Annotated in this window: 18 protein-coding genes, 1 tRNA gene and 1 pseudogene; 12 read left to right on the top strand and 8 right to left on the bottom strand. The window is 64.4% G+C overall.

Annotation, left to right across the window (positions count from 1 at the left end; translation table 11 throughout):
* Positions 1-45: 45 nt before the first annotated feature.
* From AKN83_RS03040 to AKN83_RS03030, 3 genes are all read left to right on the top strand, one after another.
* Positions 46-741, top strand: coding sequence for a GNAT family N-acetyltransferase (locus AKN83_RS03040; RefSeq protein ID WP_050406493.1), 696 nt, complete (start codon positions 46-48; stop codon positions 739-741).
* A 99-nt stretch (positions 742-840) separates the two neighbouring features.
* Positions 841-1716 carry a glyoxalase III HchA gene (gene hchA, locus AKN83_RS03035; protein WP_050406492.1) on the top strand — a complete coding sequence of 292 codons (876 nt, stop codon included), beginning with the start codon at positions 841-843 and terminating at the stop codon, positions 1714-1716.
* 71 nt (positions 1717-1787) lie between these two features.
* Positions 1788-2576 (top strand): PA1136 family autoinducer-binding transcriptional regulator, encoded by a 789-nt coding sequence (locus tag AKN83_RS03030; RefSeq protein WP_244521868.1) that lies wholly within the window; start codon positions 1788-1790, stop codon positions 2574-2576.
* A gap of 85 nt (positions 2577-2661) precedes the next feature.
* Here AKN83_RS03030 and AKN83_RS03025 read toward each other — a convergent pair whose 3' ends face one another.
* The 3 genes from AKN83_RS03025 to AKN83_RS03015 all read right to left on the bottom strand — a co-directional run bounded on the left by AKN83_RS03025 (position 2662) and on the right by AKN83_RS03015 (position 5514).
* Positions 2662-3969: a TROVE domain-containing protein gene (locus AKN83_RS03025; RefSeq protein ID WP_050406490.1), complete on the bottom strand. Its 1308-nt coding sequence runs from the start codon at positions 3967-3969 to the stop codon at positions 2662-2664.
* Between the two features lie 328 nt (positions 3970-4297).
* Positions 4298-4370: transfer RNA gene (locus AKN83_RS03020), tRNA-Ser, on the bottom strand.
* Positions 4371-4803: 433 nt separating this feature from the next.
* Complete coding sequence (locus tag AKN83_RS03015; protein ID WP_157113181.1) at positions 4804-5514, bottom strand: substrate-binding domain-containing protein; 711 nt, start codon at positions 5512-5514, stop codon at positions 4804-4806.
* A gap of 35 nt (positions 5515-5549) precedes the next feature.
* Between AKN83_RS03015 and AKN83_RS38080 the strand changes: the two genes are divergently transcribed.
* From AKN83_RS38080 to AKN83_RS03000, 4 genes and pseudogenes are all read left to right on the top strand, one after another.
* The gene (locus tag AKN83_RS38080) at positions 5550-5996 is read left to right on the top strand and encodes an MFS transporter (RefSeq protein ID WP_172803476.1); all 447 of its coding nucleotides are present in this window, start codon (positions 5550-5552) and stop codon (positions 5994-5996) included.
* Positions 5996-6403: pseudogene (locus AKN83_RS42010) on the top strand (MFS transporter); the annotation flags it as partial. The gene AKN83_RS38080 and the pseudogene AKN83_RS42010, both read left to right, overlap by 1 nt.
* A complete protein-coding gene (locus tag AKN83_RS39410) occupies positions 6319-6609 on the top strand; it encodes a hypothetical protein (RefSeq protein WP_157113180.1) in 291 nt (96 codons plus the stop codon). The pseudogene AKN83_RS42010 and the gene AKN83_RS39410, both read left to right, overlap by 85 nt.
* 62 nt (positions 6610-6671) lie before the next feature.
* On the top strand, positions 6672-7016 hold the full coding sequence (locus AKN83_RS03000) for a Lin0512 family protein (RefSeq protein ID WP_050406487.1): 345 nt from the start codon (positions 6672-6674) through the stop codon (positions 7014-7016).
* 108 nt (positions 7017-7124) lie between these two features.
* On the opposite strand, the gene AKN83_RS02995 is transcribed toward AKN83_RS03000, so the two are convergent.
* Positions 7125-7916, bottom strand: a complete 792-nt coding sequence (locus AKN83_RS02995; protein ID WP_244521867.1) for an SDR family NAD(P)-dependent oxidoreductase — start codon at positions 7914-7916, stop codon at positions 7125-7127.
* A 78-nt stretch (positions 7917-7994) separates the two neighbouring features.
* Between AKN83_RS02995 and AKN83_RS02990 the strand changes: the two genes are divergently transcribed.
* Complete coding sequence (locus AKN83_RS02990; RefSeq protein ID WP_050406486.1) at positions 7995-8699, top strand: glutathione S-transferase family protein; 705 nt, start codon at positions 7995-7997, stop codon at positions 8697-8699.
* Here AKN83_RS02990 and AKN83_RS02985 read toward each other — a convergent pair.
* Together AKN83_RS02985 and AKN83_RS40435 are read right to left on the bottom strand one after the other, a co-directional pair.
* On the bottom strand, positions 8696-9250 hold the full coding sequence (locus AKN83_RS02985) for a disulfide bond formation protein B (protein ID WP_050406485.1): 555 nt from the start codon (positions 9248-9250) through the stop codon (positions 8696-8698). The genes AKN83_RS02990 and AKN83_RS02985 overlap by 4 nt on opposite strands.
* 8 nt (positions 9251-9258) lie before the next feature.
* Entirely contained in the window at positions 9259-9417 is a 159-nt protein-coding gene (locus tag AKN83_RS40435; protein WP_172803475.1) for a DUF5993 family protein, read from the bottom strand.
* A gap of 140 nt (positions 9418-9557) precedes the next feature.
* Between AKN83_RS40435 and AKN83_RS02980 the strand changes: the two genes are divergently transcribed.
* Both AKN83_RS02980 and AKN83_RS02975 read left to right on the top strand, forming a co-directional pair.
* Entirely contained in the window at positions 9558-10886 is a 1329-nt protein-coding gene (locus tag AKN83_RS02980) for a dicarboxylate/amino acid:cation symporter (RefSeq protein WP_063695160.1), read from the top strand.
* A 477-nt stretch (positions 10887-11363) separates the two neighbouring features.
* Entirely contained in the window at positions 11364-12311 is a 948-nt protein-coding gene (locus AKN83_RS02975; RefSeq protein WP_244521866.1) for a hypothetical protein, read from the top strand.
* A 54-nt stretch (positions 12312-12365) separates the two neighbouring features.
* Here AKN83_RS02975 and AKN83_RS39405 read toward each other — a convergent pair whose 3' ends face one another.
* Positions 12366-12563 carry a hypothetical protein gene (locus tag AKN83_RS39405; protein WP_157113179.1) on the bottom strand — a complete coding sequence of 66 codons (198 nt, stop codon included), beginning with the start codon at positions 12561-12563 and terminating at the stop codon, positions 12366-12368.
* Between the two features lie 188 nt (positions 12564-12751).
* Between AKN83_RS39405 and AKN83_RS02970 the strand changes: the two genes are divergently transcribed.
* Positions 12752-13393, top strand: coding sequence for a glutathione S-transferase family protein (locus AKN83_RS02970; RefSeq protein ID WP_050406484.1), 642 nt, complete (start codon positions 12752-12754; stop codon positions 13391-13393).
* A gap of 136 nt (positions 13394-13529) precedes the next feature.
* On the opposite strand, the gene AKN83_RS02965 is transcribed toward AKN83_RS02970, so the two are convergent.
* Entirely contained in the window at positions 13530-14420 is an 891-nt protein-coding gene (locus AKN83_RS02965; protein WP_050406607.1) for a LysR family transcriptional regulator, read from the bottom strand.
* Between the two features lie 527 nt (positions 14421-14947).
* Between AKN83_RS02965 and AKN83_RS02960 the strand changes: the two genes are divergently transcribed.
* Positions 14948-15421 (top strand): SRPBCC family protein, encoded by a 474-nt coding sequence (locus AKN83_RS02960; protein ID WP_050406483.1) that lies wholly within the window; start codon positions 14948-14950, stop codon positions 15419-15421.
* Positions 15422-15463: the final 42 nt, after the last annotated feature.

Here is a 15463-nt window from a genome sequence, read left to right as displayed (position 1 = left end):
GACGCTTCTTGCTCTGTTCGAAGAAAATCAGGAGCGAAGCGCCGCATGTCCGAAGTCCCTCCCATCCATCCGCTTGATCGCCCGATCTGGAGCGCGCTGACCACAAGGCAACGGGACCTTGCGGAGGGCGGTACTGAGGCGCGACGCTTTCCCGTTGCGATCGCTCCCTTCGCCGACATGGTCGACATGTCGCCAGGGAGTTTTGCCTCACTCGGCGCGCTGTTATCGGGGCCAGACATCGCGGTGCTGTTCACGCCAGATCCAGTCACCGCGCCGCCGGAGTTCAAGGTGCTGCTGGCCGAGACCGGCGAGCAGATGATCGGCACACCGGCGGAGTTTTCTCTGCCGGGTGTCGAGATCGTCACGCTCGGCGCGGCCGACGTTCCGGCGATGACGGCATTGACGACGCTGACCAAGCCCGGACCGTTCAGCGCGCGGACGCATGAACTCGGCAATTTTTTCGGCATTCGCGTCGGCGGCGAGCTGGTCGCGATGACCGGGGAACGGATGAAGCCGGGGAACTATACCGAGATGACCGCGGTCTGCGTGCATCCGGACCATCGCGGCCGCGGCTACGCCCAGGCGCTGCTGTCGGCGGTCGGCCGCCAGATCGTGGCGCGCGGCGAGATTCCGTTCCTGCACGTCTTCACCAGCAACGTCTCGGCGATCGCGCTCTACCGCCGCCAGGGCATGGAGATCCGCCGCCGTCTGCACATCACCGTGCTGCGAAAGCAGGGGTAGGGGTGTTCGGCAAGGTGGATTGAGGGAAATCCCTCATTCGTGATTTCGCCCGTCGTGCTTAGCTTTGCCGGACCGCAACACACGAGAGAGGATATCTCGATGACCGAGCAATCCCAGGACAAGCGTCCCGTAGCCGATCGGGCGGAGAACAACGCCTTCTTTCCGTCGCCTTACTCGCTTGGGCAATTCACCTCGGCCAAGTCGGATCTGTCCGGCGCGGACTATCCCAACGCGTACAGGGGTGGTCGCTGGAAAATTCTGATGATTGCCGCGGACGAGCGCTATCTGCTGTTGCAGAACGGCACGATGTTCTCGACCGGCAACCATCCCGTCGAGACCTTGTTGCCGATGTATCATCTCGACAAGGCCGGCTTCGAGTTCGACATCGCTACCTTGTCGGGCAATCCGGTCAAGTTTGAGCTGTGGGCGTTCCCGAACCAGGACGACGCGGTCAAGAGAATCTACCAGAAGTATCTCGGCAAGCTGAAGCAGCCGCTGAAACTCTCCGACGTGATCGAACGCAAGCTCGGCAAGGATTCCGATTACATCGCGGTGTTCATTCCCGGCGGCCATGGTGCGTTGATCGGCCTTCCTGAAAGCCTCGACGTCAAGGCCACCTTGAAATGGGCGCTCGACAACGACAAGCATATCGTCTCGCTCTGCCATGGTCCGGCGGCACTTCTGGCGTCCGCAGTCGGCGAAGCCAAGGGCGACTATCCTTTCAGGGGTTACAAGATCTGCGCATTCCCCGATGCCATCGATCGGACGACGCCCGACATCGGCTACATGCCGGGTGCGCTAACCTGGGCCTTTGGCGAGGAGCTGCAGGCGCTCGGCGTCGAGATCCTGAACAAGGACATCACCGGCAAGACGCATCAGGATCGCAAGCTGATCACCGGAGACAGTCCCTTCGCCGCCAACAATGTCGGCAAGGTAGCGGCCAAGGCCTTGCTCGATACGCTTGGCGGGCGTTGAGGCCATCGGCCCGGCTCGAGGCGGCACGACGAACCCGCCACGCCGCCCGCGGCCGGACAACGGTGCGCGCCTTGCAGGTCCACCTGGCTTGGGAGAAAGTCCTCAACGGGCACGGTTGCGCTCGACGGGGTTTCCCGGGATACGATGGCATCTGCATGGACCACTACATCGAAGCCGTGGTTGCGATCGAGGGCAGCGGGAGCTTGTCCGCGATTCAGGCGGCTGTGCGGTCGGCGAGCGGGCCGCTCGGCTACGACCGCTTCGTGGTGTTCTCGGCGTCCCCCTCACGCGAGGACCTGGTCGACAGGATCTACTGGGTCGAGGGCGACTGGTTCGGCAGAGGCGTGACGGTCGATGCCGAGACCTATGTCCGGCACTGTCCGGTCACGCGCAACTTCCTCAATGTGGATGAGGCGTTTTTCTGGACCAAGGTGATGTCGGCGCGCGGCGAGAAATACCGCGTGGTGCGCGCGCCGCGCGGGCCCGGTTTCCATGGATTGCAGGTCCCGGTGTTCGGGCGTACTGGCCTAGAGGGCGCGATGAGCTTCGCCGGAACGCGGATCGACGCGTCGGCGCGGGCGCGTGTGGCCCTGACGATGATCGGCTCCGCGGCCTTTCGCGCCGCCCGCCGGTTGTTGGAAGCGCGCGAGGCCAACGGTGCGTCGACCCTGTCGCCGCGCGAGCGCGAGGTGTTGCGCTGGATCGCCGCCGGTCGGCGCCAGGCCGACATCGCGGCCTCGCTGGGGCTCTCCGAACGCACGGTCGAGAACCATTTGCGGCGTGCGCGGCTGCGCCTTGGTGTCGCGACGACGGCGCAGGCCATCCGGCTCGCGATCCGCAGCGGCGAGATCGAGGATTGATGCGGTCCTCCGCGGCGATCACGTAAAAAAATGTTGGGCCCGGGCGCGCATCGCGCGTCCGGGCCCGTTGTTGTTGATGCAGACGTCAATGTGCGGTTGCTTCCGACGCCGCGATCCACGCGATCACGGCCTCGGAGAAGCCGTCGACCCGGGTCCACGGGCCGTGTCCGACACCGTGCTGGTAGGACGCCGCGTTGACCATGTATCCGCGCCCCCTGGGGGCGGGCACCTGGTCGTGGCTCTGCTCGTCGGTGAAGACGATCAGGCGATCGCCCTTGCGGTCGATCTCCGTCACCGCCTTGCCGAGATACGTCCCGCCATGCGGCTGCGAGCCGATGATCGCATCGCGCAGCGCGAAGCCACGGCGCGGCGGCAGCTTCACGACCTCATTGCTGAACGTGAAGATCTCCACCTCGTCGCAGACCTCGCGGGCGAGGATCGCGAGCCCGCAGGCCGCTTCCGCCCGGGTCATTTCAGACTGGGCCGAGAGTGGCGTGAACATCGAACCCGACACGTCGATCAGGAGCCGCGTGCGGCCGTCCAGCCGCGCGTAGTCCTTGACCGACTTCAGCATCGCGGCCTCGAGCTCGGGCTCGAAGTCGGGTGCATAGCGCGCCGCCGTGATGAAGCGGTAGGGCAGGATACGATCCGTCCGCATCGCCTCGATCGCGTCCGCAATGGTCCGGCGCGGCACCTCCGCCTTCTGCATCAGGCGCAGGTTGCGCAGCAGCGCCAGCCCGCCGAGCCGCTTCTCGGCGATCAGCCGCTCGAAAGTCTCGCGCTTGTCCTTGCCGGACGAGAGCGAAACCTCCCAGGTGTCGGGCGAGGCCAGCTCGCCGTCGATGAGCTGCTTCCACACCTTCTCCTGCGCGGCGTCCTTCGGCTTGGCATGAACCAGGAACAGCACGTCCTTGATCCGCACCGCGCCGTCGCGATCGTACTTCGCGAGCTGGTAGGCGTCGAACCTGGTGAGCGCCCGCGCCAGTCCCTTCTTGATCTGCGCCGAGACCGGCTGACGCTTGCGCTGCTGCTGCGGTCCGAGCGCATCGGCCCAGTAGATCGCAAGCAGCTCGGTCATCTCGTCCGGCCGCTGGATCACCCGCGCCAGCGTATCGGCGACGAGGCCACGGTGGGTCGCGTGCCGCAGCAACGGCGCATGCCGCAGCTTCATGGTCTCGCGGGCGGCGATGGCGAGCTCCGCCACACGCGCTGGCTCGACCTTCGGCACCAGCGCCTTGATGCGATCGGCGATCGCGACGCCATCCTCGTAGAACTGGTTCTCCCACAGGAGGCAGTTCAGCAGCGCGCGCCGAAGCTCCATCTCGGGCGTGAAGCGCTTGCCGCGCGCCCCCTCGCGGGTGAAGGCGCGCATGATCTTGTTGATCGTGGCCATGATGGCCTCCTTTCTGTGTGAGTATGGATTGGAACGTGGTGCCGGGGAACAGACGAGCCTGGACTGCCCTTGCGGGCTTCGCTTGCTCGACCATCGAGCGGCGGACACTCGGTCCGGAGGGAATCGAACCCTCAACTGGCGATCCGAAGTAACAGCACTCTTCACCACCGGCTGTCGGCACGACGTCCTAGCAAACGGAAAGCGTTTGCGAGGACGCCATGCCAACGATCGAACACCACGACCCGGGAACAGGCGATTGCTGAGACCCCAGCCGGCAGCTTACCCTGCCGATCGGGAAGCGCTCTACCGCTGAGCTACCAGCGCACATGACGCCGGGCGGGAGTCGAACCCGCGACCTCTCGTTTCACAGACGATGTAACAGCGATCTTCACCACGGGCGTGGAGAGGGTTGGCGGGGAACAGGCGATGCTGTCGCTGCCCTTGCGGGCGAACCGCCTTTCGGCGTGCGGGCCTCGAACCCGCTCGGCACCGACGTGCCTTACCACGAAGTAACAGACATCTTCACCACCGCCAGACCGATGCTTGCGCATCGGCGAAGGGTACGCTGGGGAACAGGCGATCTCGGATTGGTGGGCGACGCAACACGGCATCATCCTCGCGGATGTAGACCGTGCCGGGGCGCGCGCGAACCCTCGCGAGGCCGCATCCCCGGTGCGTGCGTCAAGCGCGGGCGTCGAGCCCGCATCCACCGGGGAGCGAAGTATCCGGTATCTTCACCACCAGCGTCGGTTGAGCCGCAGCGATGCGGCAAACCGAATAGAAAATTTCGTCGCGGCGCTGTCGACGCGCCGCCGTTTGCGAACTCCGTGGAGTTCACTCTGCCATCGGTGTCCGGCTCATCGCCTCGTTCCCTCCGGCAGGCCCCGCGCGCTTGGGCACGCGCGTGTCCGCGCGGGCCCCGGGATCCGGGTCTCCCGTTCCGGCTTGCGCCGGGCAGTTCAGATGAGCCGTGCTTTGGACAACAAAAAACCCTCCGGAGCGGCTGGCTCGGGAGGGTCCGTGTAAGGCGGACTGTCGACCTCGCATTATGCGAGATCGCTCCCATGAGCCGGGCACACGCAGGCGACGCTCCTTCAGGTCGCGCGAAACCTGCCAGAGCGGCAGCCGGCCCCAGCCGAGCCCGGCCAGGATCATGGCGTGCTTGGTGTCCTGATTGCTCACCCTGCAAACCTGCGGCGAGAGCACGCCGAAGCTGCGGCCTTCCGACAGCGGCGTCGGATCCGACAGCACGATCTGCAGATGATCGGCGAGGTCGGCGACGCCCTTGCGGCCGCGGCGCGCGAGCGGATGGTCGGCAGAGGCGACGGCTACGATCTGCACGGCGCATATCGCATCGAGCGCAAGGCGGGGATCGCGAAAATCCTCGCCGACGGTGACGGCAAGCGCACTGCGCCGCTCGGTCAAAGCTGCGATCGGGCCGCGCATCGCTTCGACCGCGAGCCGCACGCTCACGGACGGATAGGCCGAGCGCATTTCGGTCAGCGCCGCGTCGACTGCGGCGACCGGAAACAGCGTGTCGACCACCAGCGCGAGTTCCGATTCCACTCCCTCGCCAGGCCGTGCGCCCGCGCCCGCATCGCGTCGGCCCGGAGCAACAGGTCGCGGGCATTGCCGAGCAGCGCCTTGCCTCGGTCGGCGCGCGCAGGGTGCTGCTGTGCGGCCTTGCGGCGATTGCGCTCGGTGCGGCGTCGGGCGCGCTGGCGCCGCAGCTTGCGGTGCTGCTGGGATCGCGCCTGCTGGAGGGGCTTGGCTTCCTGCTGGTGATGGTTTCCGCCCCCGCATTGCTCAATCGCGTGGTCGATGTCGGTGCGGGCGACATCACCATGGCGGTGTGGAGTTGCGTGATCCCGTTCGGAATCGCGCTGGCGCTGGTCGCAGGTCCGATATTCGACGGCTGGCGCGCGATCTGGTGGGCGAGCGCCGCGTTTGCCGCTCTGCTGTTCGTGCTTGCCAGTGTCATCGTGCCGGAGGTCTCACCGCGCACCGGCCCGGCACGCGCCGGCTGATGCAAGAGGCAACTGCGCTGGCGCGGCGCCGTACGCCAGCGTTTCTGATGGTGCTGTTCGGGCTCTACAGCCTGATGCTCTTTGCAGTGTTCAGCTTCCTGCCGATCCTTCTGACCGAGCGGCTCGGCGTCTCCAGCCAGGGCGCCGGCGGGCTCAGTGCGCTGGCCGCGGCCGGCAACGTCGTCGGCAATCTCGCAGCCGGAAATCTGCTCGCGCGCGGTGTGAGCCGGCCTCTGTTGATTGCAGTTGCCGCTGTCGTCATGGGCGCGTCCGCGCTCGGCATCTTCCTGCCGGTGCTCGGCGGGCAGGGCGCATTCATTCTGTGCCTGCTGTTCTCCGCGACCGGCGGCCTGATCCCGGCCACGTTGCTCGCGACCGCGCCCGCAGCGGCAGGGTCGGCGCCGATGGTGCCGGTCATGATGGGTCGGTTGATGACGGGCAGCAATTTCGGCCAGGTGACGGCCCCATCGCGGTCGGCGCGGTCGTCTCGGCGTGGGGCTGGAACGCGGCTTGCGTCATGGTGGTTGCCGCTGCAATCCTCGCCGGTCTGGCGGCCTGGATGCTGGCGCGCAGCGATCACAAGCGCGTCAGCGAGGCGAGTGACCCGGCTTGACGGCGCGCGCGCAGGGGTCGAAGGAGTGAAGGTCTCTCACGCCAACGACAACAGGAAGTCTCATGACACGCGTGCGCTGTATCACCGAAATGGGCATGGGCGTCGACGTCCACGGCCGCGACGCCACCAAGGCCGCCAAGAGGGCGGTCTCGGACGCGATCCGCCATTCCAGCCTCGGCTTCTTCCGCATGCTCGGCAAGACCGCCAACGACATGTTCGTCGACGTCACGATCGCCGTGCCGAATCCCGAAGCGGTCGATATCGAGGCCGTCGCCAAGGAATTGCCCTATGGCACCAAGACCGTGAAGGCGATCGCGGGTGGGCTCGAGATTCCGTCGGATATCGGCAACGACCCGATCCTGATCGCGAATGCTGCCGTCATCGTCAGCTTCGACGACGGCAAGTAATCGAACGAGCGACGGGCAGCGTGTGCGTGCGTTATTCGTGGCCCTTGAAGTAGTCGGGCTTGCCGGTGGTCCAGGTCTCGCCCCAATGCTGGCCGCCGCCATCGACGGTCAGCGTCTCGCCGGTGATGAACTTGCCGGAGGGCGCGGCGAGATAGACGGCGGCCTCCGCGATGTCCCAGGGTTGCCCGGGCGCATCATCGGGTTGGAGCGCGGATAGGCGGCGCGCGTCGTCTCGCTGTAGACGTTCCAGCCCTCGGTCTCGATCGCGCCGGGCGCGATGCAATTGATGCGGATGTCGAGCGGCGCCCATTCGACTGCGAGTGCGCGCGACAGCCCGATCACGCCGGAGCGCGCCGCGATCGTGTGCGCGATGCCGTAGAGGCCGTGCGTCGTGACCACGACGATGTTGACGATGCTGCCGCGATGCTTGCGGTCGCGCCAGCGCTGCGCGGCGGCCTGCATCATGTACCAGGTGCCGTTGAGGTTGGTGTTGATGACCGCGTTCCAGCCCTTGATCGAGAAATCGATCGCCGCTTGCGGGAACTGGCCGCCGGCGCTGTTGACGAGATGATCGATACGGCCATGCGTGGTCCACAGCGCGTCGAACATCGCAGCAACCGCGTCGGCATCCCTGATGTCGGCAACGTACGCCGACGCCTTCAGGCCCCGATGGCCGAGATGGTCGACCAGCGCATCGAGCTTGTCGGCATTGCGGCCGATCACGACGACATGCGCGCCGAGCCGGGAGAACAGCCATGCGATGGCGCGGCCGATGCCGCCGGCGCCGCCGGATACGACCACCACCTGACCCGCCAAGGCGCCGGCCGCAAACACGGTCGGATGTGTTGCGAGTTCGTCGTCGGAGAGGCCGAGCGTCGCGCTTGTCTGTTGATCGTTCATGGCCGGTTGCAGACCTTGCGGCTTTCACTTCACTCCGTACACTAGCCATTCGACAACAACCCTGCAAAGAATGTCGACATGACCGATCTGTCTGCCTTTCTCATCACAAAGCGCTGGACCGCCCAGCATCCGGACCGCCTGCAGCTCTATTCGCTGCCAACGCCGAACGGCGTGAAGGTCTCGATCATGCTCGAGGAGATCGGGCTGCCTTATGAGGTCCATCTCGTCGACTTCAACAAGGACGACCAGAAGACGCCGGAGTTCCTGTCGCTGAACCCGAACGGCAAGATCCCGGCGATCCTCGATCCCAACGGCCCCGGCGGCAAGCCGCTGCCGTTGTTCGAGTCCGGCGCGATTCTGCAATATCTCGCCGAGAAGACCGGCAAGCTGTTGCCGACGGATGCCGCGCGCCGCTACCAGGCGATCCAGTGGGTGCATTTCCAGATCGGCGGCTTAGGGCCGATGTTCGGCCAGGTCGGTTTCTTCCATAAATTCGCCGGCAAGGACTACGAGGACAAGCGGCCGCTGCAGCGCTACGTCGCCGAATCCGCGCGCCTGCTCGGTGTGATGGAGACCCATCTCGAAGGGCGGCAGTGGTTCATGGATGATGAATACACTATCGCCGACATCTCGATGCTCGGCTGGGTGCGCAATCTGATCGGCTTTTACGGCGCCCGCGAACTCGTCGCGTTCGACCAGTTCAAGAACGTCGCCGCCTGGCTGGAGCGCGGTCTGAAGCGGCCGGCCGTGGAACGTGGACTCAATATTCCGAAGCGGCCCTAACTCGCCTGCTTCAGCAACTCATAGACGATCGGATTGTCGGCGCAGGCGGCAAAACCGCATTCGAGCAGGGTTGAAAGCACGTTCAGCGCCGTCAGTCCGACCACCAGCCACACCGCACCCTGCGCGAATTTGCCGGGCGCGACGCCCGGCGCCGCGCGATGGTCGAACTGGCGGTCGAACAGCAGCATGGCCGCGAGCAGGACGATCGCGGCGATGAATCCGGTCAGTGCCCACGTGTAGTAATGATGGCCGAGCAGCGCCGACCCGTAGCCGGCGTCGCCGGGGAGGATGTGCAGCAGCACCTGCCGGGTCGAGACCGCGGCGCCGAGGACAGCTGTCAGCAGCGACAAGGCATAGTGGCTCGGCCGCGGTCCGAAGCGGATGTTCAGGATCGGTCCGATCGCCAGCAGGGCGAAAAGGATGCGCTGCAACAAACATAGCGGGCAGGGTAGCTCGTGCAGCACGAGTTGCGCCGCAAAGGCTGCGGCCAGCAGCAGCGCGAGGCCATAGAGCGCGAGGGCATTGAGGGTCCCGGCTTGGGTGTCGGTCATGGCTTGCCTCAGAACGACAGCGTGAGCCGGTCGGTGGCGTGGTGCAGCAACGTCGCGACGCAAGCGGCCAGGATCACCGCGAACAACCCGATCGCGACCGGACGCGGGCCATGCCAGGCCGCCAGCATGGCGATGGTGATGGCGAGAAACAGTGCGGTGAATTCCATCTCAGCCTCCGGGTGCGAGCCGGCCGTAGTCTATGACAGATTCGTGTGCGCGCGCGGCAGCGCGAATGACCATTGTCGCTTGCGCACGGCTCCGCCAAGATGGCATCACCAGTTGAGTTCATTCCAGCCCGGGGCACCTCATGACCACAGACGCGATCAAGCCCGCCGCCCATCACAAGCACCAGCCCTGGTACAAGATCCTCTACATCCAGGTGTTGATCGCGATTTTCGCCGGCGTCTTGATCGGGTATTTCTATCCCGGCCTCGGCAAGCAGCTGAAGCCGCTCGGCGACGGCTTCATCGCGCTGATCAAGATGATGATCGCGCCGGTGATCTTCTGCACCGTGGTGCACGGCATCTCCTCGATGGGCGATCTCAAGCGGGTCGGCCGGGTCGGGCTGAAGGCGCTGATCTATTTCGAGGCGGTGTCGACGGTCGCGCTCGCGGTCGGTTTGCTGATCGGCGAGCTGCTGCAGCCTGGCCGCGGCTTCAACATCGATCCCGCCACGATCGATCCGAAGTCGGTCTCCACCTACGTGACCCAGGCGAAGGAGCAGGGCATCGTCGCGCATCTGATGGCGATCATCCCCGACAGCTTCTTCGGCGCGCTGGCGCGCGGAGACCTGCTGCAGGTGCTGCTGATCTCGATCCTGTCGGGATTTGCCATTGCCCTGATGGGCAAGCCGGGCGAGCCGATCGCCGAGGCGATCGACAAGGCGTCCAAGATGTTCTTCGGCATCATCCGGATGATCGTCCGCGTCGCACCGCTCGGCGCGTTCGGCGCGATGGCCTTCACCGTCGGCGCCTACGGCCTCGGCTCGCTGGTGAATCTGGCGGCGCTGATCGCCACCTTCTATCTGACCAGCATCCTGTTCGTGCTGATCGTGCTTGGCGCCATCGCGCGGCTGGCAGGCTTTTCGATCATCCGCTTCATCGCCTATATCAAGGACGAGCTGCTGATCGTGCTCGGCACCTCGTCGTCGGAGACGGTGCTGCCGCAGATGATCCAGAAGATGGAGCATCTCGGCGCCTCGCGCTCGGTGGTCGGCCTCGTGGTGCCGACCGGCTATAGCTTCAATCTCGACGGCACCAACATCTACATGACGCTGGCGACGCTGTTCCTGGCGCAGGCCACCAACACCCATCTGACGATCTGGCAGGAGCTTGGCATCCTCGGCATCGCCATGATCACCTCGAAGGGCGCCTCCGGCGTCACCGGCGCCGGCTTCATCACGCTCGCCGCGACGCTGTCGATCGTGCCCGACATTCCGATCCAGTCGATCGCGATCTTGGTCGGCATCGACAAGTTCATGAGCGAGTGCCGCGCGCTCACCAATCTGATCGGCAACGGCGTCGCCTGCGTCGTGATCAGCCTCTCCGAGGGCGAGCTCGACAAGGACGCGCTGCACGAGACGATGGCCCATCCGCTCCAGCTCGGCGAGGCGCTGGAGCCGGGCGGCTCCGGCTAGGGCAATATGAAGTTGTGGGGCGTCGCGGGGGCGCCAGCAAAAATGTCGAAAACAACCCCATGCACAGTAGCCGGCGGGCGCCCGCCGGCGCTCGAATGCCGACTTGACACGTCGGGCAACTCAGGGATACATTTCTAATATTCCGAAATCACCCGGGTGTCCCTCGGCCCAACGCTGCCGCATTTGGCGTTGCGGGCTTCTGTAACCGAGGCTTCCACTTCGAAGGCGGGCGAGGGAATGCGCCGTATTCGCGGCCCAGCCTAGGCCGCTGTCCTCCGACCGAATTCGCCTATGAGACACACAAGTTTGCGTCTCCAAAACATCGCGCGTTGATCGCGATCTGGCTGGCCGATCAAGACGGAGTTCATAGAAGGATCGAACGGACCACTGGTCAATTGCGTAGGTGATCTGGCCTGGCTAAACTCCCGATCCATTGCCAGCGATCCCACGCTTCGGAGCTTCATTCGGGAGAGCATTTTGTCGGCCGCTGCAAAAGTCCGAACCCGGACATTCGTCATTGTTTCAGCCTGCCTGAAAGCAGCTCTGGTTAGTGTTGTCTGCGTCTGCTTCGCCGGCCGTGTCCTTGCCGGGGATGATGAGGACGACGGCGGGGCGAATAAGGCATCCAAGGCGCCCAATACCTACCTCGATATGAGAACAGCGTTCGCGAGCATCCCTGCCGGCTCGCTGGCGATCGGATTTGGTAATCCGGCTCTGGTCACGGCATTGCAATCACTTGCGCTATCAAGGGCCACTGGCCTCCCGACAGGTTCGAGCGGCTTGCCGCTGCCCTCGGCTCGGGCAGTCGTTGTCGATCTTCCAATGACCGTCGACGTGACCGATGGTGTGTCGCTCTACACAGGCGTGTCAGCCAGTTCAACCGGTACCGCCGACACCGGTTGGTCGCAGGCGACGATCACGAGCTGGAACATCGGATTTCAGGCCGAACTCTACAAGCAAAACGGCGGCACGATTCCGACCTTGACCTGGCAATCAACCATTACACAGGCGATCCCGAATGGGCCGGTTGGCACGACGACATTCAACAACATTTTCGAACTGAGCTACGCGTTCGACAAGGACGAAACCCGGGGATTGCTGGCCGGCGTGCAAGATGTGCATGTTGCGATCAACTCCCCGTTGGCAAGCATCCATCCCAGCATCACCGGCTATGTCGGCGGCTACTACCAATGGCCGAACAATTGGAAATTCACGGGCCGCGTCGGCCTTCAGTGGTTCGGCGGCGCTGAGCTTCAGAACGTCACGCTCGTCAAGTCCTTCACCGAGCCCGTCTTGCGATTCGATATCGACCGGATGGATGACAACGACAATCGCCTGTTTGGCGTGACGGCCGAGATCATGTGGGTGCCGAAGCCCGCCTACCAGCTGACGCTCAGAACGCCGCTCTACTTCGTGCGCAACTGAGCAGAGGATCATGAGATGCTAGTCGACACGCCAACAGTCGGTCAGCTGTCGAAGTCATCTCACAAGCGGCGGCTGAAGACGAGTATTCGACGTCTGCTTCGGCTCGCGGCCATGAATCAACAGGGCGATCTTCTGGGCTGCAATCGCAGCATCACCATAACCCTCATGGTTATCGTCGCATTTTAACTGCGTGTTTTCCAGCACGAGCCCTGCGGTTGCGGTTCTCTTCACCGTTGCTCTCGGCAGCTTCACCGGTGCGCTCTATGCGTAAGAAGGAAAGGTGCCTGAGCTGCTCGCCTGTTTGATTTAGCGAACGTCGCCTGCCGGCTCTTCCCGACATTTGCAGCGGTTGTAATGAGGCCGTAAGTATCGGAGCAAGCAGACATGGCTGATTGCTCATGAGTACAGAGTCCACCAGCCCAATCCAGGAATGCATAACCATGCTCACTGTCTATGGCGAAGGTCGCGGCTTCCGCGTCGTTTGGCTGCTCGAGGAACTGGGATTGGCTTATCGGCTGCGTCCGGTCGATCTGCTCGCGGCCGAGAAGGATCGCGATTTCCTCGCGATCAATCCCGCCGGCTTCATTCCCGTGCTGCAGGACGGCGAGACGATCATGGTCGAATCGATCGCGATTCTCGAGTACCTGCTCGCCCGCCACGGCTCGGGTTCGCTTGCGGTCGCGCCGGATGATCCCGCCTTCGCGTCCTATCTGCAATTTCTCCACTTGGGCGAGGCCGGGCTCGCCGGGTCGATGAACGCTGTCATTGTCGGTCGCCAACTGGCGCCCGAAGCCGAGCGAGACGCCCGGGTTACCCGCTGGGCACGCGAGACCTTCGAGAGCCGGCTGGGGTTGGTTATCCGCCGCCTCGCGGACTGCCCCTATCTCGCCGGCGACCGATTCACTGCGGCCGATATCTCGGTGAGCTACGCCCTCTTGCTTGGCCTGCGAACCGGCAACTACGTTCCCGGCTCTACGGAGCGGGACTATCTCGCCCGCACGACGGCACGCCCTGCCTACCTCAGAGCGATGGAAAGCTGCCAGGCCACCAAGGCCTGGGCGGCGAGGTCACCGGGATTGTAGTGCCCGCAGCATCGGAGCAGGGCCGATTGAGTAGTTGCGAAAGGTCCCTCACGGGCAAGGGCTATGAGTAGACGTGCTCCGCGTCCCGCGCCATGCAAATCGTCGAAGGGGTGGAGAGCGGGAGGAGGCGGCAAACTCAATCGATGAAGGCTGCGAGTTCTTCTGGCGTACCGGCGGGAAAGGCCGCCTTGAGGAAGTCGAGGAAGGCCGACACTCGGGCGCTTAGCAGTCTGCGCGACGGGTAGAGCGCCCAGAGCGCGATTGGCGGCCCGTCGACGTCGCCCCAATGGATCAGTTTGCCGGCGCCAAGGTCGTGACTGACCAGCGAGACGGGAAGGCGCGCGACGCCAACGCCCGCACGGACCGCATCGCGGATCATGACGAGCGACGACAGGCGAAGCACCGGATCGGTCGCAATCCGAACTTTCCGCCCTCGTGCGGTGACGTCCCAGGCAGGGCCGAGATCGTTCGCACCCCTTACGACGCTTGGAACGGCGCGATCGGCCTTGGGACGCTTCAGCTCGGGACTCGCCACCACCACCAGCCGGTCGCGCATCAGGACGCGTCCGACGAGTGTTTCGTCCGGATCCGGATTGACCCTGATTACGAGATCGTAGCCTTCCTCGATCATGTCGACGGAGCGATCTTCCGTCGTGATCTCGAGCCGGATCTCCGGATATTTCAGTGAGAATGCAGCGGCGAGCTTTCCCATCGCGGTTTGCGAAAACAGCAGAGGTGCGCTGACCCGCAGCCGTCCCCGCGGCTTGTCGCCGCCCGAGGCGATCGCAGCCGTGCTCTCTTCGAGCTCGGCGAGCAGCGCGCCAGTCCGCTCGTGAAGCGCACGCCCTTCCTGGGTGAGCTTCAAGGCGCGTGTTCCGCGTTCGAACAACCGGAGGTCGAGGCCGCTTTCCAGCTCGGAAACCCGGCGAGAGAGCGTGGCCTTCGGTCGCCCGGACGCTCGGGCCGCACGCCCGAAGCCTCCGTGCCGCGCGACAAGGTTGAAATCGGCGAGGGCAAGCAAATCCATTTGTTCCATCCTTGAGACGGTCTGAGCAAATATAGTGCATTTTGACGAAACCGCGGATCACTAACCTGCCGGGGGCTCACTAACCTCGAACGGTCCGAGTGAGTCCTATGACTGTTCTCGAACATCGGAAAGGGTTGCGATCGTAACCGGCGGCAGCCGAGGGCTCGACCGCCGCAGCGTTGTCGATCCAGCCAGGCCGCCATTGGCGTTGTGGCGCCCTTGAGCCCGAACAGCAGAGCACCGCGTTGGATCAGCGCGGCTCGGCTTGAGCCGCCAGCACGCAGCTCTCGAACAATCTCAGGGTTTGCTCCTCTTAAGGTGCGGGCGAAGGGCCGCTTCGACGCTCAGCTGCGCAGGCGGTTGACGAGCCGATTGCACCAAGCGCAGCGTTCGTCTCACTGGTGAGACGAAGTGTCCAAAACAGACGGCTATCGTCACTCATATGGATCACTAGTTTCGTGGCTGCCAACCCGTTCGGCGCAGCTGTCGTGGCCGAACACGCAACCACAGAAACAAGGACCATCGTCATGATCTATTCGACCGCCACCGTCCCGGTGAACCCGCAGGGTGAAACGAGGCTGACCCGCGATCAGGTCTGGAAGGGGCTCGAACTCAAGGCGCGTGACGCCCGCCTGTTCCTGCCACCAGGCCTCTGCACGCGCTGCGACGTCATCGAGGAGAGCACGACGCACTTCGTGCGAGAAGCAACGATCGCCGGCGCTGACCTGCGCGAGATCATAGCGCTCGAGCCGCAGAGCAAGGTCACGTTCTTCCAGGCCACCGGCCCGCGCGAGGGCGCCATTATCAACGAGATCGTTGAGAATGAGGCCGGCGAACTGCTGCTCACATTCTACTGCTACCTCGGCCTCCGTCGAAAGCAGCCGGACGGTCCCGAGGAGCAGGCCGAGCAGTCGCAGTTCGATAGCGACAACGGCTACAGGGCCGCTCTCGTGTCGACGCTCAAGCGCACCCGGGAGCTGCTCGCCGACGGCGCGCTCTGACCAATTCCCTTTGAACGCCGAACAAAGCACCACAGGAGAAGT

The sequence above is a fragment of the Bradyrhizobium embrapense genome, from assembly GCF_001189235.2.
Lineage (GTDB): Bacteria > Pseudomonadota > Alphaproteobacteria > Rhizobiales > Xanthobacteraceae > Bradyrhizobium > Bradyrhizobium embrapense.
The sequence above is the reverse complement of the archived record's forward strand: the minus strand, read 5'-3'. Positions and strand labels throughout refer to the sequence as shown.

Coding starts and splice junctions, on each gene's coding strand:
- AKN83_RS03040 (WP_050406493.1), top strand. CDS start 46: ATGTCCGAAGTCCCTCCCATCCATCCGCTTGATCGCCCGATCTGGAGC.
- hchA (WP_050406492.1), top strand. CDS start 841: ATGACCGAGCAATCCCAGGACAAGCGTCCCGTAGCCGATCGGGCGGAG.
- AKN83_RS03025 (WP_050406490.1), bottom strand. CDS start 3,969: ATGGCCACGATCAACAAGATCATGCGCGCCTTCACCCGCGAGGGGGCG.
- AKN83_RS03000 (WP_050406487.1), top strand. CDS start 6,672: ATGACACGCGTGCGCTGTATCACCGAAATGGGCATGGGCGTCGACGTC.
- AKN83_RS02995 (WP_244521867.1), bottom strand. CDS start 7,916: ATGAACGATCAACAGACAAGCGCGACGCTCGGCCTCTCCGACGACGAA.
- AKN83_RS02990 (WP_050406486.1), top strand. CDS start 7,995: ATGACCGATCTGTCTGCCTTTCTCATCACAAAGCGCTGGACCGCCCAG.
- AKN83_RS02985 (WP_050406485.1), bottom strand. CDS start 9,250: ATGACCGACACCCAAGCCGGGACCCTCAATGCCCTCGCGCTCTATGGC.
- AKN83_RS40435 (WP_172803475.1), bottom strand. CDS start 9,417: ATGGAATTCACCGCACTGTTTCTCGCCATCACCATCGCCATGCTGGCG.
- AKN83_RS02980 (WP_063695160.1), top strand. CDS start 9,558: ATGACCACAGACGCGATCAAGCCCGCCGCCCATCACAAGCACCAGCCC.
- AKN83_RS02970 (WP_050406484.1), top strand. CDS start 12,752: ATGCTCACTGTCTATGGCGAAGGTCGCGGCTTCCGCGTCGTTTGGCTG.
- AKN83_RS02965 (WP_050406607.1), bottom strand. CDS start 14,420: ATGGATTTGCTTGCCCTCGCCGATTTCAACCTTGTCGCGCGGCACGGA.
- AKN83_RS02960 (WP_050406483.1), top strand. CDS start 14,948: ATGATCTATTCGACCGCCACCGTCCCGGTGAACCCGCAGGGTGAAACG.